Source organism: Novosphingobium sp. ERW19 (assembly GCF_012641315.1).
Classification (GTDB): domain Bacteria; phylum Pseudomonadota; class Alphaproteobacteria; order Sphingomonadales; family Sphingomonadaceae; genus Novosphingobium.
Genome location: NZ_JABAIC010000004.1, coordinates 354,998 through 378,341 on the forward strand (window position 1 = coordinate 354,998; position 23,344 = coordinate 378,341).

The window sequence follows — 23,344 nt, forward strand, 5'->3', positions numbered from 1 at the left end:
GAACCCTGTTAACGGGTTGCAAAGCATACGCGGAAGACGGGAGTAACGCCTTGGCTGAAGCCGGCGGTCTGCACGACATTACCAATATCGACACCACGCCCATGCCCGCCGGGCAGCCGGGCCCGCAAAGCGTGGGCGAAATGCTGCGCGCGGCGCGTGAGGCCGCAGGGCTGGACATCAAGCAGCTTTCACAAGCCACGCGGGTAACGACGCGGCATCTGCAGGCGCTTGAAGTGGGCGATTATGCCGCCTTCCCCGGACGGCCCTACGCGCTTGGCTTTGCCAAGAGCTACGCAAGAGCCGTCGGCCTCGATGACAAGGCCGTTTCCGAGGCCGTTCGCGCCGAGCTTGACCGGCAGGCGCCGCCACCGCCGCCGCGCGTGATCAACCAGTTCGAGGTGGGCGATCCTGAAAAGACGCCTTCGCGGCTGACTGCGTGGCTTGCCACAGGGCTGGTAATCGTCATTGCGCTGGCGGGGCTGGTGTTCTGGCGCAGCTATTACCTGCCGTCTGCCGAACTCCCGCCGCTGGTCGGGCCGGAAGAGGCGAGCCCGGCGCCGAGCCAGGTCGCCGCCGCTGCACCGGCTCCCGCACCGACCGGCCCGGTCGTGTTCACGGCCACCGAAGATCGCATCTGGGTGAAGTTCTACGACGGCACCGGCAAGCAGATCCTCCAGAAGGAACTGGCCAAGGGCGAAAGCTTCACCGTGCCGGCCGACGTGCCCGAGCCCAAGCTGTGGACCGGGCGTCCCGATGCGCTTGCGATCACGGTGGGCGGGCAACCGGTTCCGCGCATCGCCGAGAAGGAAGGCATCGTTAAGGACGTGGCGGTCAGCGCAGCGGCCTTGCTGGCGCGCGGTACTGCGGCGGCCACGCCAGCTCCTGCGGCGACGCCTTCTGCGGCGGCCCCGGCCGCACGACCTGCCCCGCGCCGCCGTGTGCAACAGTCCGCTGCGGCAAGTGAGCCGACAACGGCTCCGGCTCCGGCCGCAGCCCCGGCAGAGGGTACGCCGCCACCTGCCGCCCAGCGCTGAGGCGACGGGCCGAGGCGGATAACCTGCTGGCCGGTCTCGACTTGGTGCAGGCTATCGGGCAAACTTGCGGCGTTGATTGAGGGTGCGCGGGGGATCGTGCGCCGCTGAACGGGAACGACCATGACCATGACTTTCCGGCGTGCTGCGCCGCTTGGAGCCCTCCTTCTGGGGCTGACCGCCCCGATCGCTGCGCCGCTGCTGGCCCAATCCACTGCGCAGAAGACCACAGCCGCGCCGGTCGACCCGGAAATGCGCCTGCGCCGGATGGAGGCGGAAATCCGCGCGATGCAGCGCAAGGTCTTCCCCGACGGCGCCGGCAAGACATTCGTTCCTGAAATCACCGCAGGCCCGACGAACACCACACCGGTTGGCGCGCCCGCCTCGTCCGCGGTGACCGACATTCTTGCGAGGATGGATGCAGTCGAGGCGCAGATGGCGCGGCTGACCGCGCAGGTCGAAGAGGGGCAGAACCGCTCGGCCAAGATCGAGGAGCGGCTGGCCAGGCTTGAGGCCGCTGCCGCGCCGCCGCCCGAGGAACCGGCGGCGACGCCAGCGCCTGCCGCGACGACGACGCCCGCTCCTGCGGCAGTGACGCCGAAGCCCACGACGCCAGCCGCTGCCAAGCCTGCTGCAACCAAGCCGGCCGAGACCAAGCCTGCAACGCCTGCCGCAAAGCCGGTATCGCCTTCGGCCGCGCGCGTGGCAGCTGTGCAGGCGATCGAGAAGCCGGCGACGGGTGATGCCGCGCTGGATGAATACAACTATGGCTTCCGCCTGTGGGAAGCCAAGTTCTATCCCGAAGCGCAGCAGCAACTGCAGATCTATGTCGATCGCTATCCCAAGCACAACATGATCAGCTTCGGCCGCAACCTGCTGGGTCGGGCCTGGCTCGATGATGGCAAGCCCGGCACCGCGGCGCAGTTCTTCCTGCAGAATTACCTTGCCGACAAGAAGGGCGCGCGTGCGCCTGACAGCCTGCTCTATCTCGGGATCGCCATGGTGCGCCTCAAGGATACCGAAAAGGCATGCGGCGCCTTCACGGAGCTGGCCTCGACCTATCCCGATGAAGTCGCCGGTCGTCTCAAGGGCCAATACGATGGCGCCCGCGCCTCGGTGAAGTGCAAGTAATGGACTCGGGAATAGCCTGACCGCTGCTGCTGCGCGCTTTGCCGCGCAGTGGGCGGCGGTTGCCCCGCATGAGCCCGTCGGCATTGCCGTATCGGGCGGACCGGACAGCCTCGCCATGCTGCTGCTGTTCCACGAAGTTGCGCCGCGCAACTTTCAGGTGGCCACGGTCGATCATGGCTTGCGGGCGGAATCGGCCGATGAAGCGGCAATGGTCGCTGCAATCTGCGCTGAGCGCGGCATTGCGCATCGGACTCTGGCGCTCTCGCTCGAGAAAGGCAGCGGCGTGCAGGAGCGGGCGCGGGCTGCGCGCTACGCGGCGCTGGCGCAGTGGGCGCGCGACCAGGGTCTGGCGGCTATCGTCACCGCCCACCACGCCGACGATCAGGCCGAGACGATGGTCATGCGCCTCAACCGTGGTGTCGGCTTGCGGGGGTTGGCAGCGATGCGCCCCGTTGCACAAGTGCCGGGCGCTCCGGGCCTTACGCTGCTACGGCCCTTGCTGTCATGGCGGCGGGCGGAATTGCAGGCGGTTGTCAACTTGACCGGCCTTGCCGCGGCCGACGATCCTTCGAACCGCGATCCGGGTTACGAGCGGGTGCGCATGCGTGACGCTCTGACGTCAACCGATGCGTTTGCAATCATGGGTTTCGCTCGGAGCGCCCGGCACCTTGCCGAAGCCGATGCTGCGCTGGATTGGGTTGTCGGCCAGCTGTGGGAAAGCGTGACAACGGCGGGCGAGGGTTTCACGTGGAACCCGCCGCCAGGCCTGCCCGACGCCATCGCCTTGCGCCTGCTCGAGCGCGTGCTCGCCAGATTGGGCGGAGGGACGCCACGAGGCGCAGAACTGGTCCGCTGGCTTGAAACCCTCCGCCAGGGCGGCGTTGCGACGCTTGGCGGGGTAAAGGGGGATGCCCGGAGCGGCGCCTGGCGCTTCACCCTGGCGCCGCCACATTGCGCTTGACGGCATGCCCTATCGGCACAGGTCGCTGAAAAACCACATTCGCGCTATATTGCCAGTTACCCGATATTGAGAATCGGGGTGGCAATCCTACATTGCCTCCATACCCGCCCGCGTCCCCGGGCGATTGCGGAAAGACAGCGATGAACGACGACCAGCCTCAGGGAAATCCGTGGATCAAGAGTCTCCTTGTCTGGGGCATGATCTTCCTTGCGCTCTTGCTGGTGGTTTCGATGTTCGGATCACGGGTCGATACCAACGCGACGACGATCCCCTACTCGGCCTTCCGCTCGCAAGTCAGCGATGGTGCGGTCCGCTCGGTCGAGATCGCGCCGGAGCGCATCACCGGCACGCTCAAGAATGGCAGCCAGTTCGCAACCGTGCCCGTGCCCGGCGATTCCGATCTGCCGAAGCTGTTGCAGGACAACGGCGTGCAGTATGCCGGCAAGGCGGCTGAACAGCCGAACATGCTGATGTACATCCTGTTCAACTCGCTGCCGTTCCTGCTCATTCTCGGCGTTGCCTTTTTCGCGCTGCGCCAGATGCAGAAGGGCGGCGGATCGGGCGCGATGGGTTTTGGCAAGTCTAAGGCCAAGCTGCTGACCGAACGCTCGGGCCGCGTCACCTTCGATGATGTCGCCGGCATTGATGAAGCACGCGAGGAGCTTGAGGAAATCGTCGAGTTCCTGCGCGATCCTTCGCGCTTTTCCAAGCTCGGCGGCCAGATTCCCAAGGGCGCGCTGCTGGTCGGTTCGCCCGGCACCGGCAAGACCCTGCTGGCCCGCGCCATTGCGGGTGAAGCGGGCGTGCCGTTCTTCACCATTTCGGGTTCGGACTTTGTCGAGATGTTCGTCGGCGTCGGTGCAAGCCGCGTGCGCGACATGTTCGAACAGGCCAAGAAGAACGCGCCGTGCATCGTCTTCATCGACGAAATCGATGCGGTCGGTCGTCACCGTGGGCACGGTCTCGGCAATTCGAACGACGAGCGCGAGCAGACGCTGAACCAGCTGCTGGTCGAAATGGACGGCTTCGAGGCCAACGAAGGCATCATCATCATCGCGGCGACCAACCGCCCCGACGTGCTTGATCCCGCGCTGCTGCGTCCCGGTCGTTTCGATCGCCAGGTGGTCGTGCCGATCCCCGACATCGAAGGCCGCGAGAAGATCCTTTCGGTCCACATGAAGAAGGTGCCGCTCGCGCCCGACGTCAATCCGCGCACGATTGCGCGCGGCACTCCCGGCTTCTCGGGTGCTGACCTTGCCAACCTCGTCAACGAGGCCGCCCTGCTCGCCGCGCGCCGCAACAAGCGCCTTGTTGCCATGCAGGAGTTCGAGGACGCGAAGGACAAGGTCATGATGGGCGCGGAACGCCGCTCCATGGTGATGACCGACGACGAGAAGAAGATGACCGCCTATCACGAGGCGGGCCACGCCATCGTCTCGGTCAAGGAACCGGCCTCCGATCCGATCCACAAGGCCACGATCATCCCGCGCGGTCGCGCGCTGGGCATGGTCATGCGCCTGCCCGAGCGGGACAGCTATTCCTACCACCGCGACAAGATGCACGCGAACCTCTCGGTCGCGATGGGTGGCCGCGTGGCGGAAGAGCTGATCTTCGGGCACGACAAGGTCTCGTCCGGTGCCTCGTCCGATATCCAGTACGCCACTTCGCTGGCGCGTTCGATGGTCACCAAGTGGGGCATGTCGGACAAGCTCGGTCCGTTGCAGTACGAAGATCAGCAGGAAGGCTACCTTGGCATGGGCGGTTCGGCCCGCCTCTTCGCCTCGGACGAAACCAACAAGCTGATCGACAGCGAGATACGCCTGCTCGTCGACGGTGCGCACGAACGCGCGACCGACATCCTCAAGACCAACGAGGACAAACTCCACCTCCTCGCCCAGGCATTGCTTGAATACGAGACGCTGACCGGCGACGAGATCAAGGAACTGCTCGACAGCGGCAAGCTGGACCGCCCGCAGAACCCCGGCGGCACGGCACGGCCAGTCGCAGCCCAGGGCTCGGCAGTGCCGCGCGCGGGCAAGAAGTTCGGCTCGACCAATCCGCAGCCGGCCTGATTTTAAAGACTGATCGAAAAGAAAGGGCCGGGGCGAAACCTCCGGCCCTTTTGCTTAACCGCCTGCTTCCACGAGGATGAGCATCGCGAACAGGATCAGTGCCGTAAGGGCGAACATGGACAGGAACCACGTCCGCAGCCATGCCCCGAACCACGACAGGCCGTAAGTTCCTCTCAACTGCACCAGCATGTGGAACGGCGGCACCAGACCGAGAAGTCCGAGTGAAGGCACGCCAAGCTTGGCGCCGAGCATCGCGACGATTGCCAGCAGCGTCATGAAGCAGAGCGAATAGGTGACGAACACGGTGTGATCATAAAGTCCGAAGCGGCGGCTGAAGGGAAACAGCAGCCAAAGGAACGGTACCGAGATCGGGATCAGTGCCCAGCTCAACTTGTAGCTGTAAGTCTGCACCTTGTAGAGCGCGAGCTTGGGGTTCTCTTTCCACACTTTCACCGCCTCGTAGACGAACGGGACTTTCTCGAGCCCCTCGATATCCGTGTCGGGCTGGATCATGTTGATGTTCACGTTGCTGGACCTGAGCGTTGCCAGCCCATCGAGACTGGATTGCGCAACTTCGATCTTCCGCTTCAGTCGCGCGATGTCATCCGCATCGGTCTCGGTCCTGAGTTTCGCCTGAAGCGCACTCAGCTCTGCTTTCTGCTGAGCCTCTGCCTGCTCGATCGAAGTGGTCGCCGATTTTCCGAGGTCGCCGGCGTTCATGGAATTGATCGTCGTGAACAGCAGGAACACGCAGAACAGGAACAGCGCGATGGGTGAGACATAGCTCGCCCGCCGCCCGTCGATGTATTCGCGGGTAAGTTGGCCGGGCTTGGTCACCAGCATTGGCAGCGTCCGCCAGATCTTGCCTTCGAAGTGGAACACGCCGTGGAGCAGGTCGTGGAAGAATGCGCCGATTGTCTTGTGGACATGCGCAGCTTGCCCGCAGGCATGGCAATGGCTGCCGACCAGCGGCGTGGCGCAGTTGAGGCAAGCCGATTCGTGGGTGTGGCCGTCGGCCCGATACTCCCCCGCCGTCGGCTCAACCGTGCGTGCCGCAGCAAAGGCACCCGCCATTTCGCCCAGAGTCTCCGTGCCGCTCAAAATCTTGTTCCCCTTGTAACCAGTTGCAGCATAACGAGCAGGCTCGGTTCACGCCACATCCTTGAGACAGCGCGGCAAAATGGCTGATTTCACGGAACATTAACCTTGAACGTGCAGTCCGGAGCCCAAGAGGGTAAGCAGGACACGTGTTCACACCGCGGGATCAACTGATAGCACTCGCCGGAGCGGGAGGGGGAAGCGGCTTCGGCCAGCGCACCACGCCGCCCCGCGCCCCCGTGACGCCGCCCCGCTGGGAGCTGTTGCTCAAGAACACCGAGCTGTTCTTTTCGCGCCACTGGCCGCGCCTGACTGCGCCGGTGGAGCGCGCTTTCGCCAGGTTCGATCTCGTGCCCGACCTTGCCGAAGACCTCGGCAGCGCCCGCTGGTTCCGGGGCTTTGGCACCATGCTCGGCCTCGGCGCGGCTGCCGTGCTGATGTGGCCGAGTTTTGCCCCGTTGCAGGCCGCGCCGCTGACCATGCTGGACGATGCCGCGCAGGACGAGTTCCGCGTGATGGGCATTCGCCCGCTCGCCTTCGGTGCGGACAACGGCCGCCGCATCAACGCCACGTCAGCCGTCATCCCGCTCGCTGCCGCGCCCGAACGGCCCAGCATCGACCTGACGGCAACCCTTGGCGCCGGCGACAGCTTCCCGCGCATGCTGCAGCGCGCCGGCCTTGCCAGTACCGATATCGTGCGCGTGCTCGATCTTGTCGGCGGCCAGGTGAAGCCCGGCGCGATTGCGGAAGGCACGCGCTTTTCCATTCGCCTTGGCGCGCGCACCAGCCCAGCGCAGCCGCGCCCGCTCGAGCAGCTGTCCTTCCGCCCGCGCTTCGATCTCGCGCTCGACATCCGGCGCAGCGGAGGCGGACTGGCGCTGGCCAGCAACGCCATTGCCGTCGACACATCGCCGCAACGCATTCGCGGGATCGTCGGGGCGAGCCTCTATCGCTCCGCCCGCGCTGCCGGGGCACCGCCGTCTGCGGTGCAGGACTACTTGCGCACCATCGACGAGCACATGGCGTTCGAGGAAATCGCGCCGGGTGACGAGTTCGACCTGGTCTATGCCAATCGCCGCGCCGGCACGGGCGAGCAGCAGGCGGGCGACCTGCTTTATGCAGGCGTGGTTCGCGCCGGGAAGCCGGTGCTGCAACTCCTGCGCTGGGGCAACGACGGGGCGTTCTATTCGCCCCAAGGTATGGCCGAAGGCGCGCAGGAGACCACCGGCTTCCTCGGCGCGCCGGTCAACGGTCGCATCACTTCGGGCTATGGGGCGCGTCGCCACCCGATCCTCGGCTATGTGCGCATGCACGCCGGGATCGATTTCGCCGCAGGCTGGGGCGCGCCGATCTATGCCGCAACCGATGGCCGCGTAAGCATTGCCGGGTGGCATGGCGGGCACGGCAACTACGTTCGCCTCGATCACGGCGGCGGCATCGGCACCGGCTATGGCCACATGAGCCGCATCGCTGTTTCGGCAGGCATGACCGTGCGGCGGGGCCAGGTGATCGGCTATGTCGGTTCCACCGGCCTTTCCACCGGGCCGCACCTCCATTACGAGATGTATCGCGGCGGGCAGACGGTGAACCCGATGTCGATGACCTCGATCGTCCAGCGCGCAGCCGTCGATCCGGCGCAACTTGCCGCCTTCCGCAGCAAGCTGGCGCAGATCACCGCGATCCCGGCAAACCGTTCCCGGTGATTGCAGCGGGGCGAGCCAGCGGCTAGGCCTTCGTGCCATGACGACTTATCCGATGACTCGCCTGCGCCGCACCCGTGCCACCGCATGGAGCCGCGCCATGCACCGCGAAGTGCTGGTCACCCCGGCAGACCTGATCTGGCCGCTGTTCGTGACCGAGGGGGAGGGCGTCGAGGATCCGATCCTGTCGCTCCCGGGCGTATCGCGCTGGTCGGTTGACGGGATCGTCGCGCGGGCAAAGGAAGCGGTGGCGCTGGGCATTCCCTGCCTTGCGCTGTTTCCCAACACCCAGCCCGATCGCCGCAGCGAGGACGGCAAGGAAGCGCTCAATCCCGACAACCTGATGTGCCGGGCGATCAAGGCGATCAAGGATGCCTGCGGTGACAGCATCGGCGTGCTGACCGATGTCGCGCTCGATCCCTATACCAGCCACGGGCAGGACGGGCTGATCGACGAGGCGGGCTATGTCCTCAACGATCAGACCGTCGAGGTGCTGGTCGGCCAGAGCCTCAACCAGGCCGCTGCCGGAGCCGATATCATCGCCCCCTCCGACATGATGGACGGCCGCATCGGCGCGATCCGCGAGGCGCTGGAAGGCGCTGGACATATCAACGTGCAGATCATGTCCTACGCCGCCAAGTATGCCTCGGCATTCTACGGTCCGTTCCGCGATGCGGTCGGCTCGCGCGGGCTGCTCAAGGGTGACAAGAAGACCTACCAGATGGACCCCGGCAACGCCGAGGAAGCCCTGCGCGAGGTGGAGATGGACCTTGCCGAAGGGGCTGACAGCGTGATGGTCAAGCCGGGCCTGCCCTATCTCGACATCGCAGCCCGCGTGAAGGACACTTTCGGCGTGCCGGTCTTCGCCTATCAGGTGAGCGGCGAATACGCGATGATCGAGGCGGCAGTGGCGGCCGGTGCAGCCGATCGCGATGCCATGGTCCTGGAAACCCTGCTGTCGTTCAAGCGCGCGGGCTGTTCCGGCGTGCTGACCTACCACGCCGCCCACGCCGCACGCCTGATGGGCGCCTGAAGGACTTGGCCATGTACCCCGACGTCTCGATCATCCCGCTGAATGGCAAGACCCCGCGCATCCACGAGAGCGCCTTCATTGCGCCGGGATGCCGGATCATCGGCGATGTCGAGATCGGGCCGGACGTGTCCATCTGGTACAATTGCGTCCTGCGCGGCGACGTCAACTTCATCCGCATCGGCGCACGGACCAACATCCAGGATGGCAGCGTCATCCACGTCGACAGTCCCGCGCCGAACAAGCCCGATGGCTTTCCGACGATCATCGGCGAGGACGTGCTGGTCGGGCACCTCGCCATGGTCCACGGTTGCGTGATCGAGGATCGCGGCTTCGTCGGCCTTGGCGCTATCGTGATGAGCGATGCCCACATCGAAAGTGACGGCATGCTGGCGGCAGGCGCGATGCTGACCGGCGGCAAGCGCGTGCTGTCGCGCCAGTTGTGGGGCGGCCGTCCCGCCAGGTACATGCGCGATCTCGATGATGCGGCCATCGCCGACATGCAGCGCGGCGTGCAGCACTATGTCCGCAACGGGCAGGCGCACAAGCTGGCTGTCGGGGCGGCCGTCCTTGGCGCGGCCGAAGGCTGAGCTGCCGCCGCCGGAGGCCTTGCGCGCGCTGGTCGATGCCGAAGGGCGGTTGGCCGTGCGGGTGACGCCGGGCGCGCGCAGCGAGGGCATCGAGATCGAACAGGGGCGCATCGCCGTCAAGGTCCGCGCCAAGCCCGAGGATGGCAAGGCGACCGCAGCGGTGGGGGAGCTACTGGCAAGGGCGCTTGGCGTTGCGCCGTCCAGGGTGGAAATGTTGCGCGGCGCAACTTCCCGGGAGAAGCTGTTCAGGATTCCGCCGGCCTGACTTTCCCCGGCCTAGCTCTCCGAAGGCACCCTGAAAGCAACGACCACCATTGCCACGCTCCAGGCGCTGGCGATCCACAGGCATCCCATCGGCAGGCGATCCTGCAGAAAGGCGCCCAGCACGGCACCGGCGAGCAGGCCGAGCCACAGCTGCGCCCATGACGTCCACCGGCCATCTCCTTTGCCCACGATGCGGCGGGCCATGCCAATGCCGAGCTTGACCAGCGCACCGGTCATGTAGGTCAGGCCGACAGTCACTTCGCCATCGCGCTGGAAAGTGTTGTTCAGCGCACCCATTGCCAACACCAGTGCCGCCATCATGAGCGTTCCGATCCCGGCAGCGCGGGCCAATGCGCCGATCACCAGCAGCGCGGTCACCAGCGCCAGCACGGCGGGTTTGCGCATCGACCCCGCACGCTCGGAAACGAGTGCGCCACCCGTCACGCCAGTGATGAAGCCACCGATCAACAGAGCGGGAACGATCGCGTCATGCGGGGAAGTGCCAAGCGCAACGCCAAGCCGCGTCGTGTTGCCCGACATGAATGAGACGAAATAGGCCTGCGCGGAGAGAAACCCGACCGCGTCCACGAACCCGGCCATGGCGGCAAGAGCCATGGCAAATGTCCGGCGCTGGCGGTCGTTGAGGATCACGCTCGCCTTCTAGCGCGGCTTTACGCGCAAGGGAATCAGGTGCGCGCCATGCCTCGGGCCATCTGGCCGAGGACTTCGCTGAGCCCGGCGGCAATTTCGCGGTCCTGCGGCGCGATATCGGCGATCGCCCGCGCCATGCAGTCGGCCCATTGCGTGGCCGTCTCGCGCGTGATTGGGAAGGGCTTGTGCATCGACATCATGCACTTGCCGGGGTGTGCGTCGAACCAGTCGCGCGGACCGCCGCTCCAGCCGGCCAGAAACCCCGGCAAGGATTCGCGCATTGGTGCAAGGTCGGGCGCATGCATGGCGCGCAGCTCTGCAAAGGCCGGTTCGGTTTCCATCAGATCGTAGAAGCGATCGGTGATGCGGCGCAGCGTTTCAATTCCGCCAAGGCGGTCATAGGGACTGGTTGCGGGGGCTTGGGTCGCCAAGGGAATGCTCCGGAACAGGGATCTGGAGCCTTGCTTGTGCGTCAAACAAGTGCCGAAAACATTGACCGCAATCAACCGCTTGAGCAACCGCTCGGCGCTTCAGTTGCGGTGAGGGAGCGCCTTGGCCGCAAGGCTTGCCGCCATTCCGCCAAGGACTGCCCCGATCGCCCAGTTGGTCGCCACCGCATCCCACTGCCGATAACGCGTCCATTCGCCGCCGGTGCGCAGCGATGTCCAGGCGAGTCGTCCGAGCGCATAGGCCGGAGCGGCGAGCAATACGTTTGCCATTGTGTTCTCTCCCAGACGTTTTTCTGGAAACGGCAGGCAGGTGACTAGGTTCCGCAAGCTCAGTCGGCGATCAGGCCTTTCAGCGTCTCGAGCCGGTCCGCTTCATGCGCCGGCTTGTCTGCGCGGATGCGGCTGATCCGCGGGAAGCGCATGGCGACGCCCGACTTGTGCCGTTTGCTGGCATGAACCGAATCGAAGGCAACTTCGAAAACCAGCGACTTGTCGGTCTCCCGCACCGGGCCAAACTTGCCGACAGTGTGCTGCCGCACGTAGCGGTCGAGCCATTTCAGCTCCTCGTCGGTGAAGCCGAAGTAGGCCTTGCCGACGGGGAGCAGTTCCGCCCCCTCGTCCGGGTCGCCGTTCCAGCAGCCGAACGTGTAGTCCGAATAGAACGACGAGCGCTTGCCGCTCCCCCGCTGCGCGTACATCAGCACGCAATCGATCAGCAGCGGATCGCGCTTCCACTTGTACCACAGGCCGGTTCGCCGTCCCGCCACGTAGGGACTGTCGCGCCGCTTGAGCATGACTCCCTCGATCGCTTCGTCGCGCGCCCGGGCGCGGATCTCGGCAAGTTCGTCGAAGTCCCGGGCCTCGATCACCTGCGAGATATCGAAACGGCCCTGGTCAAGCTTGGGCACCAGAGCTTCAAGCCGGGCGCGGCGCTGCTCCCACGCCCATTCGCGCAAGTCTTCGCCGTCCTCGATCAGCAGGTCGTAAAGGCGCACGAAGGCGGGATAGTCGCTGAGCATTGCCTTCGACACGGTCTTGCGCCCAAGGCGTTGCTGCAGGGCGTTGAAGCTCGCGGCGCCACCGCTCTCGCCGCCCTGATGCGCCCCGCGTACCAGCAACTCGCCATCAAGCACGCAGGGCGTGGTCAGCGCGGCCGTCACTTCGGGAAAGGTGCCGGAAATGTCGTCGCCACTGCGCGAATAGACGCGCGTCTCGCCCGCCACATGGACAATCTGCACGCGAATGCCGTCCCATTTCCACTCGGCCGCGAACTCCGAGAGGTCGAGGCTTTCCGCTTCGAGCGGGTGGGCCAGCATGAACGGCCGGAACAGTGGCAGCAGGTCGGTGCGCGGCGGCGCGGAACCGTTCGCTGCCCAATCGAACAGCGGCAAGTAGGGCGGCGCCTGTCCGTGCCAGTACTCTTCGACGTCCTCGACACTGACCTCGAAAGCCTGCGCGAACGCGACCTTGGCCAGCCGCGCTGAAATCCCGATGCGCATCGCACCCGTGGCAAGTTTCAGCAGGGCATAGCGACCATTGACGTCAAGACGGTCAAGCAGATCGGTGAGAATTCCGGGCGCCGTTGCGCGCGTGGTGGCGTGGAGTGTCTCGACGACTTCGGCAACCGATGGCGGCGGCAGCTGATCGCCGATTGGCTCCGGCCAGAGCAGGCTGGCCGTCTCGGCGGTGTCGCCAACGTAATCGCGGCTCAACGTCCACAGCACCGGGTCGAGCCGCTCGGCCATCAGCGCGCGGATCAGGCTTGCCTTTACCGCGGGGAAATCCAGCCCGTCGGTCAGCGCAGCCAGCGCCCAGCCCCGGTCAGGATCGGGCGTCTCGCGCATGTAGTCGGCCAGCAGCGCCAGCTTGGCATTGCGCGATGGCGTGAGCACGAGCGCGTCGAGCAGGGCGGCAAAGCGCTCCATCAATCATCCTCGTCCTCATACCCCACCAGCGCCAGGGCCCGCGCCTTGCGCTGCGCCAGTTCGCACCAGCGCAGCAGCGCTTCCTCGCGGCCGTGGGTGATCCAGGTCTCGACCGGGTTCACCTGCGCGATGGTCTGGGTCAGTTCGTCCCAGTCGGCGTGGTCGGAGATGATCAGCGGCAGCTCGACATTGCGTTGCCGCGCCCGCTGCCGCACACGCATCCAGCCTGACGCCATGGCGGTGACTGGGTCGGGCAGGCGGCGGCTCCAGCGGTCGTTGAGCGCCGATGGCGGACAGATCACGACACTGTTGGCCAGCGCCGCCTTGGGCACACCGGCCACGGCCTTGAGATCGCCCAGGTCGACGCCGTGGTCCTGGTACAGCCGGCACATCCGCTCCATCGCGCCGTGCAGCCAGATCGTCTCGTGAAATCCTGCAGCCCGCAGTTCTGCGATCACCCGCTGCGCCTTGCCCAAGGCATAGGCGCCAACGAGCACGCAGCGCCCCTGATCGTTCTCACGGGCACTGAGCAGCTTGGCCATTTCCTCGGCAATCGGCGGATGGCGGAACACCGGCAGTCCGAAGGTGGCCTCGGTGATGAACACGTCGCATGGCGTCACTTCAAATGGCGGGCAGGTGGGATCGGCCCGGCGCTTGTAGTCCCCGGTCACGATCACCCGCTCGCCTGCATGCTCGAGCAGGATCTGCGCAGAGCCGAGGACGTGGCCCGCGGGCACGAATGTCGCCCGCACACCCCCCGGAAGGCTGATGGTTTCGCCATAGGCGACGGGCGCCGCCCGGACTTCGTTCTGCGCTTCCACGCCATACCGCAATTGCATGATGGCCAGCGTTTCGGGGGTTGCCACGGTTCGCCCATGTCCGCCGCGGGCGTGATCGGCATGACCATGGGTTACCAGAGCCGTATCGACGGCGCGTGCCGGATCGATCCACACGTCGGCCGGCGCAACGTGGATGCCCATCGGCTCTGCCCTGATCCACGAAAATGACGCTGCCATGGTGGAACAATGGCGGGCTCACAGGTTTCGTTCCAGATGAACTATCGCCACAGCATTCCGCGCGCGGGACAGGCAAGGTTCAGGTCACCGGGTTAGCTTTCGCCTGCCCACTAACAGACGATCCGGGAGACAAGCCATGCTCCGCAAAAGCACATTGCTCCTCGCGCCTTTATGCGCCGCCCTGCTGCTGGCCGGGTGCGACGGCAAGGAGAAGGAGACCGGCCCGGATGTTTCGCCAACCGCCTCGATCCCGGCGATTGCTGCGCCCGAACCAGCCGTTACGTCAGTGCCCCTCGCTGCCAATCCGCTCACTGACTTCGCCCGGCTCGACGCCGCGCGCGATGGCGCGATCTCCAGCGCGGAATATGCACAAGGGGCGCAGACCCTGTTCGAGATGATGGACCTGAAGCAGAACGGCAATCTCGATGCGGACCAGCTCCGCGCGGGCGCTGCAATGCTGGCCGAGATCGACGGGCTGACTCCGCAGGTGCTGCTGAACGTGGCCGATGCCGATGGCGACGGAAAACTGACCCTGTCCGAATGGATGGCCTTCAACAATGCCCGCTTCTCGATGATCGACCGGAATGGCGATGGCATGGTCAGCCGCGCCGAATGGGACGCCCCTCATCCCGCGCCGCCGCAGGCGCCGTAGAGTGACGACCCTGAGAACAACGAGAAGGGGCGGCACCTCGCGATGCCGCCCCTTTGTTCATTTTCACCAGTGAAGCTTACTCGGCTTCGTCGGCGCTCGGCTCTTCGGTTGCCGTGCTTCCGGCCTTGCCCTTGCGGGCCTTCTTCTTGACCAGCTTGGGCGCAGCCGGCGTCAGTTCGAAGGACAGCGCGTCCTCCTTAAGGCTGACGTGGACTTCGCCGCCATTGGCCAGCTTGCCGAACAGCAGTTCCTCGGCGAGCGGCTTCTTGACCTTCTCCTGGATCAGGCGGGCCATCGGGCGGGCGCCATAGAGCTTGTCATAGCCCTTCTTGGCCAGCCAGCTGCGCGCATCGGCATCGAACTGGATGTGGACGTTCTGTTCGGCCAGCTGCAGTTCGAGCTGCAGCACGAACTTGTCGACCACGCGGCTGACAACCTCGGGCGGCAGGTAACCGAACGGCACGATCGCATCGAGACGGTTACGGAATTCGGGCGTGAACATCTTCTTCACCGCCTCGTCACCCGCGTCCGCCTTCGACACGTCGCCAAAGCCGATGCCCTGGCGCGCCATGTCAGAAGCGCCCGCGTTGGTGGTCATGATCAGGACCACGTTGCGGAAGTCCACCGTCTTGCCGTGGTGGTCGGTCAGTCGGCCGTTGTCCATCACCTGCAGCAGGATGTTGAACAGGTCCGGGTGCGCCTTCTCGATCTCGTCGAGCAGCAGGACGCAGTGCGGCTGCTGGTCGATGGCATCGGTGAGCAGACCGCCCTGATCGAACCCGACATAGCCCGGAGGGGCACCGATCAGGCGGCTGACCGAATGGCGCTCCATGTATTCGGACATGTCGAAGCGCTGCAGCGGGATGCCCATGATCTGGGCAAGGCTGCGGGCGACCTCGGTCTTGCCGACGCCGGTCGGGCCGGAGAACAGGAACGAACCGATCGGCTTGTCTGCATCGCGCAGGCCCGCACGGCTCAGCTTCATTGCCGACGACAGGACCTCGATGGCCTTGTCCTGGCCGAACACCAGACGCTTCAGATCGCGCTCGAGATGTTCGAGCACCTTCTTGTCGTCGGAGCTGACCGACTTGGGCGGGATGCGCGCCATCGTCGCGATGACCTGTTCGATCTCGCGCGCGGTGATCGTCTTCTTGCGCTTGTTTGGCGGCACCAGCATCTGCATCGCGCCCACTTCGTCGATCACGTCGATCGCCTTGTCGGGCAGCTTGCGGTCGTTGATGTAGCGCGCCGAAAGCTCGACCGCGGTCTTGATCGCATCGGGCGTGTACTTGACCTTGTGGTGTTCCTCGAACGCGGTGCGCAGGCCACGCAGGATCTTGATCGTGTCCTCGATGGTCGGCTCGTTCACGTCGATCTTCTGGAAGCGGCGCAGCAGGGCGCGGTCCTTCTCGAAGTGGTTGCGGAACTCCTTGTAGGTGGTCGATCCGATGCAGCGGATCGTCCCGCCCGAAAGCGCGGGCTTCAGCAGGTTCGAGGCATCCATCGCGCCGCCGCTGGTGGCCCCGGCACCGATCACGGTGTGGATCTCGTCGATGAACAGCACCGCGTGCGGCATCTTCTCGAGCTCCGAGACGACCTGCTTGAGGCGCTCCTCGAAGTCACCGCGATAGCGCGTACCGGCCAGCAGCGAGCCCATGTCGAGCGAGTAGATCACCGCTTCGGACAGCACTTCGGGCACTTCGCCTTCGACGATCTTGCGGGCAAGGCCCTCGGCAATCGCGGTCTTGCCCACCCCCGGATCGCCCACATAGAGCGGGTTGTTCTTGGAACGGCGGCACAGGATCTGGATGGTGCGGTCCACTTCGGGGCCACGTCCGATCAGCGGATCGACCTTGCCGTTCAGCGCCTTCTCGTTGAGGTTGACGCAGAACTGGTCGAGCGCGGTTTCCTTCTTCTGGCCCTTGGCGTCAGCCTTCTCTTCCTGCTGCTTGGGAGCCTCCTCCTCTGCGCCCTTGGGCGTGCGGCCTTCGACCTGGCGACCGCCCTTGCCGATGCCGTGGCTGATGAAGCTGACCGCGTCGAGGCGGCTCATGTCCTGCTGCTGCAGGAAGTAGACGGCGTATGAATCACGCTCGGAGAACAGCGCTACCAGCACGTTCGCTCCTGTCACGGTGTCCTTGCCCGAGGACTGCACGTGAAGGATGGCGCGCTGGATCACCCGCTGGAACCCGGCGGTCGGCTGCGGATCGGCCTTCTCCTGGGTCTTGAGCGACTGGTATTCCTGATCGAGGTACTGGCGCACCACATCGCCGAGATCGCCGAGGTCCACGCCGCAAGCCTGCATGACCTGCGCCGCGTCCGGATCATCGATCAGGGCCAGCAGGAGATGCTCGAGAGTCGCGTACTCGTGGCTGCGCTCGGACGCGTTGGCGAGCGCGGTGTGCAGCGTTTTCTCGAGACTCTGGGCGAAACTGGGCATGTTGCGGCTACTTTCTGGCTTGCGCCGGTGGGTTCTCCGACATGGAGAGTGCACACGCGTTATTAACCCGGGCTAAACCACGTGTGAGGGTGAGAACAGATGCCTGAAAGACACCCGTATATCGTGAGATATGGTAACGCCCTTCGGCAAAGGGAAGGGCGCGCGAATTCATCCTGCCTCGCCTGATGGTGGAGGCGTTCGGAACAGCGCTTCGGCCGCAGCGCGATGTGCGCTCGCCTTGTCGCGGTGGGCGACAGTGCGCATGATCTCGAGTTCGAGCAGGCGAATGCGCTCGTTCAGTTCGTCGTGTGAATAAGGGTCGAGCACTTCGGTTGCCAGCTGGCTGGCCAGGTCCCCTTTCGGGCGAGGGCGCTCGTCAATGTCCATTCCGGGCAGTTTGGGCACTGCAGTGCCTTGCTGTCAACGCCTTGCATGGTTAGCCAAGGGCAAATTGGTATTCGATAACGACAAGGGCGGTGGATGAGCGGCATTCCTGCAACAATGACGGCAATCGGCTGGGACGCACCCGGCGGGCCCGAGGTCCTGCGGCCGGAAAGCGTTCCGATTCCGGTGCCCGGACCCGGACAGGTGCTGGTCAAGGTGGCCTTTGCGGGCGTGAATCGCCCCGATGTCATCCAGCGCCAGGGCTTCTATCCCCCGCCGCCCGATGCCTCGCCCCTGCCGGGCCTCGAAGTGTCGGGGCAGGTCGTCGCGATGGGCGAAGGGGTGACCTGGCCCTTTACCGGCACGATGGTCTGCGCGCTCGTGGCGGGCGGCGGCTACGCCGAGTACTGCATCGCCGAAGCCGCGCAGTGTCTCCAGGTGCCAACCGGCCTTTCCATGGCAGAGGCTGCGGCGATTCCGGAAACCCTGTTCACTGTCTGGCACAACGTGTTCGAACGCGGCATGGCAGCGCCGGGCGAAACGATCCTCGTCCATGGCGGCACCAGCGGTATCGGCTCGATGGCGGTCCTGCTCGGCAAGCTGTTCGGCGTGACGGTGATCGTCACCGCCGGCGGGTCGGAGAAGTGCAGGCAGGCGCTGGCAATCGGCGCGGCTCACGCGATCGATTACAAGGCCGCCGATTTCGTGGAAGAGGTCAAGCGCATCACCGCAGGTCGCGGCGTCGACATGGTGCTTGATATGGTCGCGGGTGATTACGTCGCGCGCAATCTCAAGTGCCTCGCCGATGATGGCCGCCATGTGACAATAGCGGTGCAGGGCGGGGTGAAGGCGGAACTCAACATGGCCGAAGTCATGCGCCGCCGCCTCACGCTCACCGGCTCGACGCTGCGCCCGCGGTCAAAGGCCTTCAAGGCGGCGCTCGCCTCCGAAATCCGCGAAACAGTCTGGCCGCTCGTCGCCACCGGAGAATTGCGCCCGATCATGGACCGGACCTTTGCCTTGGCTGAAGCATCCGCCGCCCACGCCCGCATGGAAGAGGGCAGCCACATCGGCAAGATCGTGCTGGCGATCTGACGCACGTCGCGACTTCTTCCCCTCCCGCACGCGGGAGGGGTCAGGGGTGGGCATTGGCGATAGCCAACAAAAAGGCCGCCCCTTCGCAAGGGCGGCCCTTCTCAATTCAGCAATCAGCCGAAAGCTCAGCTGTCCGAAATACCTTCAGCGCGGCGGGCAGCCAGCCATGCGGCCGCTTCAGCTTCCTGCGCCGCTTCGGAAGCAGCCTTGGCCGAGGCCTGACGCTCCGCGCGCAGCTCCTCGATCAGCGCTTCACGGTCGGTGCCAAGGCGCAGCGCGGCTTCGCCGTTGTCCTCGATGCCGGCCTTCTTGGCAGCCTTGGCCACCAGCGAATCGAGTTCGCGCTGCGAGCACAGGCCCAGCGTCACCGGGTCCTTGGGATTGATGTTGCCGATGTTCCAGTGGCTGCGATCGCGGATCGCGGCGATGGTGGTGCGCGTCGTGCCGATCAGCTTGCCGATCTGCGCGTCCGAAACTTCCGGGTGGTTGCGCAGGATCCAGGCGATGCCGTCCGGCTTGTCCTGGCGCTTCGAAACCGGCGTATAGCGCGGGCCCTTGGTGCGGCTGACCGAGATCGGCGCACGCTGCATCTTGAGCTTGTATTCCGGGTTTGCCTGGCCCTTGTCGATTTCGGCCTGGTTCAATTCGCCCGAGTGGATCGGATCGCGCCCGGTGTACTTCTGCCCGGCGAGGTCATCGGCCATGGCCTGCACTTCAAGGATGTGAAGGCCGCAGAACTCGGCGATCTGCTCGAAGGTCAGGGCGGTGTTGTCGACGAGCCAGGACGCAGTGGCGTGCGGCATCAGCGGATACGTGGGCTGGTTGCTCACGGACAATCTCCCGAAAAAAGCGGTCCCGCAAAAAGCGGATACAATAAGGGCCGCCCCTCGCGGAGCGGCCTTGAACCTCGCCGATGTAAGCCGGGAATGGCGAATCGGCAAGAAAAGAGTTGCGGCACCGGCCCGCTCCGCTGCCCGCTCGCCCTTTGCGGCAGGATTTGGGTGGCCGGGCGGGGGAGCGGGCCGGTGCCGCAAGCCCCTGACGGATGTCAGGGGCGCACCAGACAAAGAACCCTCAGCTGACCAGAGTCAGCGACGGCTCCTCGCCCGCATGGACGCGATGGGCGAAGCGCCCATCGACCTGTGCACCCTGCTCGATGGTCAGCGCGTCGTAGCTCACATCGCCGTGGATGCGCGCGGTCTTGAGGATCACCAGCTCGCCCGCCTCGATAGACCCGTGCACCGTGCCCGAAAGCCGCGCACTCTTGGCCTTGATCGCGCCGGTGACGGTGCTCTTCTCGCCCTGCACGAGCGCGGCGCAAGTGATGTCGCCTTCGACGCTGCCGTCGATGTGGAGATCGGCCGTCGCCGAAAGATCGCCCTTCACGGCGAGATCGGCACCCAGCACGGAGAAAGTCGCGGCCATTGCTGAATTACTTCCCCCCAAGATTGTTGACGCGGTGCGCGGCGCTTCCGGCGCGGATTTCCTGAACATGCCTGTTTGCCTCAAGGAAGGGGCGCGGATTGACCGGACGGTCGCCTATCCGCACTTCGAAGTGAAGATGGGGCCCGGTCGAGCGCCCAGTATTGCCGATCTTGCCGATCTCGCTGCCGGCGTCGACCTTCTGGCCGAACCGCGCCTCGGTGCGCGACATGTGGGCATAGCGCGTCATCAGCCCGTTGCCGTGGCTGACTTCGACAACATTGCCGTAACCCTGGCGCTGGCCGACGAAGCTGACCGTGCCTGCCGCCGCCGCATAGATCGGCGCGCCGACGGGGCCGCGGAAATCGAGCCCGGCATGAAACGCCGGACCACCGGTGAACGGGTCCGAACGGTAACCGAAGCCGCTCGAAATGTACTCGAGGCTGGCAGGCAGGGTGTTCGGGATACGCCGCAGCCCCTTTTCCAGCGCGGCCATCCGCTCGAGGCTGGCACCAAGGCGGGCAAAGCGAGGATCGACGCTGTCATCGTTGCCGGTGAACAGGCGGATCAGCGGGCCGCCCTGGCCTTCGCGCGAAGCAGCGCGCAGCATCGCCGGGTTGAGCCCGACGCGCCGGATCGCCGTCTCCGCCTGCGCCGAACGCGCATCGGCAAAGCGGGTGAGGCGTTCGATGAAGGCCAGCTGGCGCGCTTCCACTTCGGCAAGGCGCCGCGCTTCAGGCAATTCCATCGAGATCTTGCGCACGGTTTTCTGCGCTTCGCCGCTGCTGTCGGATACGGTGCCTTGCGGCAGGTCCTTGGGCAGCTCGCCGATCGTGCCTTCGATCGCCTTCTCGATGAAGTCCTGGCGACGATCGAGGTCGTCCGCCACGCCTTCCAGCCCGCCGCGATACTTCGCCACCCGGCTCTCGGCCGAAGCGACTGCCGCCTCACGCTCGAGCAGTGCGGCGTGATCGCGCGCGGCGGTGAACTGCGAGAACAATGTCGCCGCCATGACCACCAGCCAGAGCAGCACCGCCGCAGCAACGCCACCGGCCACGGTCATCTGCAGGCGCGAGGAAATGCGGATGAAGCGGACCTGACCCTGCGAGCGCATGAAGAACTCGCGCTCCGGAAACCAGCGGCGCACACGGGCGACAGCGCTGGCCACAGCTGGCGCAGCCGCAAAGCGGGCAGGCTTTATCGATGGCACAGGCAGGCGACCCCCGTCGTATATCTGCGTGGTTTTGGTTAATTCAGATCCCGTCGCGGCGCGGACTAGACGTCGGGTTCCCGGCTGGCGAATCCGAATCGGGAAAGACGCGCTGAATCGTGTGAGTCCCCCGATGAATCGTTTGCAGCGGTGTAAGCAGGCGCACAATGCGCGCTCTCGAAGATTTCGACTCGACGGTTCGTGCTCCCATCCGGATGACACGCGACAATCGCGGTGCTAGTGCGCAGCCCATGTCCAGTCAGCCCGCACAGCAGCCCGAATCCGTGACCGATCTGGTCGAAGGCCTCGCCCGCGCCGCCCGCACGGCGCAGCGCCAGCTGGCGCGGATGGATTCGCCAGCCAAGGAGCGCGCGCTCAAACTTGCCGCTGCAGCCCTGCGCACTGCCGAGGCCGAAATCCTCGCCGCCAATGCGCAGGACATGGCCAATGGCGAAGCAAATGGTCTCACCGGCGCCATGCTCGATCGCCTCAAGCTGACGCCGGAGCGGCTTGCCGGGATCGCCGATGCGGTCGAACAGGTGGCCAGCCTTGCCGATCCCGTCGGCGAAGTCATTTCGGAGGCCGCGCGCCCCAACGGCATGGTGTTGCAGCGCCTGCGCATTCCCGTCGGCGTGATCGGCATCATCTACGAAAGCCGCCCCAACGTGACCGCCGATGCCGCTGCGCTCTGCGTCCGCTCCGGCAACGCCACGATCCTGCGCGGCGGCTCCGAAGCTGTCCACTCCAACCGCGCGATCCACAAGGCGCTGGTCGCTGGCCTCGTCGAAGGTGGCGTGCCCGCCGATGCCGTCCAGCTCATGCCCACGCAGGACCGCGCCGCCGTTGGTGCCATGCTCGCCGCCGCTGGCCTGATCGACATGATCGTGCCGCGCGGCGGCAAGAGCCTCGTCGCACGCGTCCAGGCCGATGCCCGCGTGCCGGTTCTCGCCCACCTCGATGGCATCAATCACACCTTCGTCCACGCCGCTGCCGATCCCGCCATGGCCAAGGCGATCGTGCTCAACGCCAAGATGCGCCGCACCGGCATCTGCGGGGCGATGGAAACGCTGCTGATCGATGCGACCTATCCCGATCCGCACGGCCTGGTCGAACCGCTGCTCGATGCAGGTTGCGAGCTGCGCGGGGATGCCCGCGCCCGCGCCATCGATCCGCGCATCGTGCCTGTCGCCGCGAACGACTGGGACACCGAATATCTCGACGCCATCCTCTCGGTCGCCGTGGTCGACGGCCTCGATGAAGCACTGGCGCACGTCTCCGCCCATGCCTCGGGCCATACCGACGCCATCGTCACCGAGGATCAGGCCGTGGCCGACCGCTTCCTCACCGAAGTCGACAGTGCGATCGTCATGCACAACGCCTCCAGCCAGTTCGCCGATGGTGGCGAATTCGGCCTTGGCGCGGAAATCGGCATCGCCACCGGGCGCCTCCATGCACGCGGCCCGGTCGCGCTCGAAGGCCTCACCACCTACAAGTGGCTGGTCCGCGGTTCGGGGCAAGTGAGACCCTGAGGAATCCCGCAGCATCCCTGACCGGCCTGTTCGGCGGCAGCTTCAACCCCGCGCACGGCGGCCACCGCCGCGTCACGCTCTTCGCGATTCAAGCGCTGGGGCTGGATGAGGTGTGGTGGCTGGTCTCGCCCGGCAACGTGCTCAAACCGGTGCAGGGCATGGCTCCGCTCGAAGCGCGGCTGGCCTCGGCCCGCGGGCAGAGCCGCAACGCTCCGATCCGCGCCACCGCGATCGAGCGTGAACTCGGCACGCGCTTCACTGTCGACACCCTGCGCGCGATCAAGCGGCGCTATCCAAGACGCCGCTTCATCTGGCTGATGGGGGCTGACAACCTTGCCCAGTTCCACAAGTGGAAACACTGGCGGCAGATCGCCCGCGAGATGCCGATTGCGGTGATCGCGCGTCCGGGTTATGATTCGGCTGCCTTGGCAAGTCCTGCCATGGCCTGGCTGCGCCGCTGGCGCCAGCGGCCCGGACAGTTCGTCTCCGGCGCAATGCGGAGCGCTCCGGCGCTGACCATTCTTCGCTTTGATCCTGACCATCGGTCTGCCAGCGCGATTCGCGCAAATGACCCTGATTGGTCACGCCGCTATGGCAATGCGGCCATGCGCGATGCCGTCACGCATCGCCGGATCAATCGGGGCCTTATCAAGCGAGGAAAACCCTGACCGCGCAATACCTTGATCCATGTTCC

23 protein-coding genes are annotated in these 23,344 nt (G+C 65.6%); 12 read left to right on the top strand and 11 right to left on the bottom strand.

The genetic code is table 11. The annotated features are described in order from the left end of the window. Window positions 1–50 precede the first annotated feature (50 nt). The 4 genes from HGI46_RS10365 to ftsH all read left to right on the top strand — a co-directional run bounded on the left by HGI46_RS10365 (window position 51) and on the right by ftsH (window position 5,195). A complete protein-coding gene (locus tag HGI46_RS10365; protein WP_240946685.1) occupies window positions 51–1,034 on the top strand; it encodes a helix-turn-helix domain-containing protein in 984 nt (327 codons plus the stop codon). Window positions 1,035–1,154: 120 nt separating this feature from the next. Then, entirely contained in the window at window positions 1,155–2,162 is a 1,008-nt protein-coding gene (locus HGI46_RS10370; protein ID WP_118072840.1) for a tetratricopeptide repeat protein, read from the top strand. A 16-nt stretch (window positions 2,163–2,178) separates the two neighbouring features. Continuing rightward, window positions 2,179–3,123, top strand: coding sequence for a tRNA lysidine(34) synthetase TilS (gene tilS, locus HGI46_RS10375; protein ID WP_168904198.1), 945 nt, complete (start codon window positions 2,179–2,181; stop codon window positions 3,121–3,123). A gap of 140 nt (window positions 3,124–3,263) precedes the next feature. Further along, window positions 3,264–5,195 (top strand): ATP-dependent zinc metalloprotease FtsH, encoded by a 1,932-nt coding sequence (gene ftsH / locus HGI46_RS10380; RefSeq protein ID WP_168904086.1) that lies wholly within the window; start codon window positions 3,264–3,266, stop codon window positions 5,193–5,195. Window positions 5,196–5,249: 54 nt separating this feature from the next. On the opposite strand, the gene HGI46_RS10385 is transcribed toward ftsH, so the two are convergent. Next, entirely contained in the window at window positions 5,250–6,296 is a 1,047-nt protein-coding gene (locus HGI46_RS10385; protein WP_240946687.1) for a DUF3667 domain-containing protein, read from the bottom strand. Window positions 6,297–6,442: 146 nt separating this feature from the next. Between HGI46_RS10385 and HGI46_RS10390 the strand changes: the two genes are divergently transcribed. The 4 genes from HGI46_RS10390 to HGI46_RS10405 are packed head-to-tail and all read left to right on the top strand — an operon-like array spanning window position 6,443 to window position 9,878. Then, complete coding sequence (locus tag HGI46_RS10390) at window positions 6,443–7,996, top strand: peptidoglycan DD-metalloendopeptidase family protein (protein WP_346766704.1); 1,554 nt, start codon at window positions 6,443–6,445, stop codon at window positions 7,994–7,996. Window positions 7,997–8,033: 37 nt separating this feature from the next. Beyond that, entirely contained in the window at window positions 8,034–9,026 is a 993-nt protein-coding gene (gene hemB, locus HGI46_RS10395) for a porphobilinogen synthase (RefSeq protein ID WP_168904087.1), read from the top strand. An 11-nt stretch (window positions 9,027–9,037) separates the two neighbouring features. Further along, complete coding sequence (locus HGI46_RS10400) at window positions 9,038–9,613, top strand: gamma carbonic anhydrase family protein (protein ID WP_168904088.1); 576 nt, start codon at window positions 9,038–9,040, stop codon at window positions 9,611–9,613. After that, window positions 9,594–9,878 carry a DUF167 domain-containing protein gene (locus tag HGI46_RS10405; protein WP_168904089.1) on the top strand — a complete coding sequence of 95 codons (285 nt, stop codon included), beginning with the start codon at window positions 9,594–9,596 and terminating at the stop codon, window positions 9,876–9,878. The genes HGI46_RS10400 and HGI46_RS10405 overlap by 20 nt, the downstream gene beginning before the upstream one ends. Window positions 9,879–9,889: 11 nt before the next feature. Here the strand turns inward: HGI46_RS10405 and HGI46_RS10410 are convergent, their stop codons facing one another. The 5 genes from HGI46_RS10410 to HGI46_RS10430 all read right to left on the bottom strand — a co-directional run bounded on the left by HGI46_RS10410 (window position 9,890) and on the right by HGI46_RS10430 (window position 13,918). Next, complete coding sequence (locus HGI46_RS10410; protein ID WP_168904090.1) at window positions 9,890–10,528, bottom strand: YoaK family protein; 639 nt, start codon at window positions 10,526–10,528, stop codon at window positions 9,890–9,892. A gap of 35 nt (window positions 10,529–10,563) precedes the next feature. Then, on the bottom strand, window positions 10,564–10,959 hold the full coding sequence (locus HGI46_RS10415) for a group II truncated hemoglobin (RefSeq protein ID WP_168904091.1): 396 nt from the start codon (window positions 10,957–10,959) through the stop codon (window positions 10,564–10,566). A 99-nt stretch (window positions 10,960–11,058) separates the two neighbouring features. Beyond that, a complete protein-coding gene (locus HGI46_RS10420; protein ID WP_118072848.1) occupies window positions 11,059–11,247 on the bottom strand; it encodes a hypothetical protein in 189 nt (62 codons plus the stop codon). Window positions 11,248–11,306: 59 nt separating this feature from the next. After that, complete coding sequence (locus tag HGI46_RS10425; protein ID WP_168904092.1) at window positions 11,307–12,902, bottom strand: cisplatin damage response ATP-dependent DNA ligase; 1,596 nt, start codon at window positions 12,900–12,902, stop codon at window positions 11,307–11,309. Continuing rightward, window positions 12,902–13,918, bottom strand: a complete 1,017-nt coding sequence (locus HGI46_RS10430) for a ligase-associated DNA damage response exonuclease (protein ID WP_168904093.1) — start codon at window positions 13,916–13,918, stop codon at window positions 12,902–12,904. The genes HGI46_RS10425 and HGI46_RS10430 overlap by 1 nt, the downstream gene beginning before the upstream one ends. Window positions 13,919–14,054: 136 nt before the next feature. Here HGI46_RS10430 and HGI46_RS10435 point away from each other — a divergent pair, with 136 nt between their 5' ends. After that, window positions 14,055–14,570, top strand: coding sequence for an EF-hand domain-containing protein (locus HGI46_RS10435; RefSeq protein ID WP_168904201.1), 516 nt, complete (start codon window positions 14,055–14,057; stop codon window positions 14,568–14,570). A 76-nt stretch (window positions 14,571–14,646) separates the two neighbouring features. Here the strand turns inward: HGI46_RS10435 and clpA are convergent, their stop codons facing one another. Both clpA and HGI46_RS10445 read right to left on the bottom strand, forming a co-directional pair. After that, window positions 14,647–17,010 (bottom strand): ATP-dependent Clp protease ATP-binding subunit ClpA, encoded by a 2,364-nt coding sequence (clpA, locus tag HGI46_RS10440; protein WP_168904094.1) that lies wholly within the window; start codon window positions 17,008–17,010, stop codon window positions 14,647–14,649. Between the two features lie 168 nt (window positions 17,011–17,178). Beyond that, on the bottom strand, window positions 17,179–17,397 hold the full coding sequence (locus HGI46_RS10445; protein WP_118072852.1) for a DUF1192 family protein: 219 nt from the start codon (window positions 17,395–17,397) through the stop codon (window positions 17,179–17,181). A gap of 93 nt (window positions 17,398–17,490) precedes the next feature. Here HGI46_RS10445 and HGI46_RS10450 point away from each other — a divergent pair, with 93 nt between their 5' ends. Next, a complete protein-coding gene (locus tag HGI46_RS10450; RefSeq protein WP_168904095.1) occupies window positions 17,491–18,489 on the top strand; it encodes an NAD(P)H-quinone oxidoreductase in 999 nt (332 codons plus the stop codon). A gap of 125 nt (window positions 18,490–18,614) precedes the next feature. On the opposite strand, the gene HGI46_RS10455 is transcribed toward HGI46_RS10450, so the two are convergent. From HGI46_RS10455 to HGI46_RS10465, 3 genes are all read right to left on the bottom strand, one after another. Next, window positions 18,615–19,319: a DUF1013 domain-containing protein gene (locus HGI46_RS10455; RefSeq protein WP_118072854.1), complete on the bottom strand. Its 705-nt coding sequence runs from the start codon at window positions 19,317–19,319 to the stop codon at window positions 18,615–18,617. Window positions 19,320–19,563: 244 nt separating this feature from the next. Next, a complete protein-coding gene (locus HGI46_RS10460; protein WP_206065648.1) occupies window positions 19,564–19,914 on the bottom strand; it encodes a polymer-forming cytoskeletal protein in 351 nt (116 codons plus the stop codon). Window positions 19,915–19,921: 7 nt separating this feature from the next. After that, window positions 19,922–21,079, bottom strand: a complete 1,158-nt coding sequence (locus tag HGI46_RS10465; protein ID WP_346766705.1) for a peptidoglycan DD-metalloendopeptidase family protein — start codon at window positions 21,077–21,079, stop codon at window positions 19,922–19,924. Window positions 21,080–21,372: 293 nt separating this feature from the next. On the opposite strand from HGI46_RS10465, the gene HGI46_RS10470 reads away from it, so the two are divergent. Together HGI46_RS10470 and HGI46_RS10475 are read left to right on the top strand one after the other, a co-directional pair. After that, a complete protein-coding gene (locus HGI46_RS10470; RefSeq protein ID WP_168904097.1) occupies window positions 21,373–22,650 on the top strand; it encodes a glutamate-5-semialdehyde dehydrogenase in 1,278 nt (425 codons plus the stop codon). Continuing rightward, window positions 22,614–23,318, top strand: a complete 705-nt coding sequence (locus HGI46_RS10475) for a nicotinate-nucleotide adenylyltransferase (protein ID WP_346766706.1) — start codon at window positions 22,614–22,616, stop codon at window positions 23,316–23,318. The genes HGI46_RS10470 and HGI46_RS10475 overlap by 37 nt, the downstream gene beginning before the upstream one ends. Window positions 23,319–23,344 lie beyond the last annotated feature (26 nt).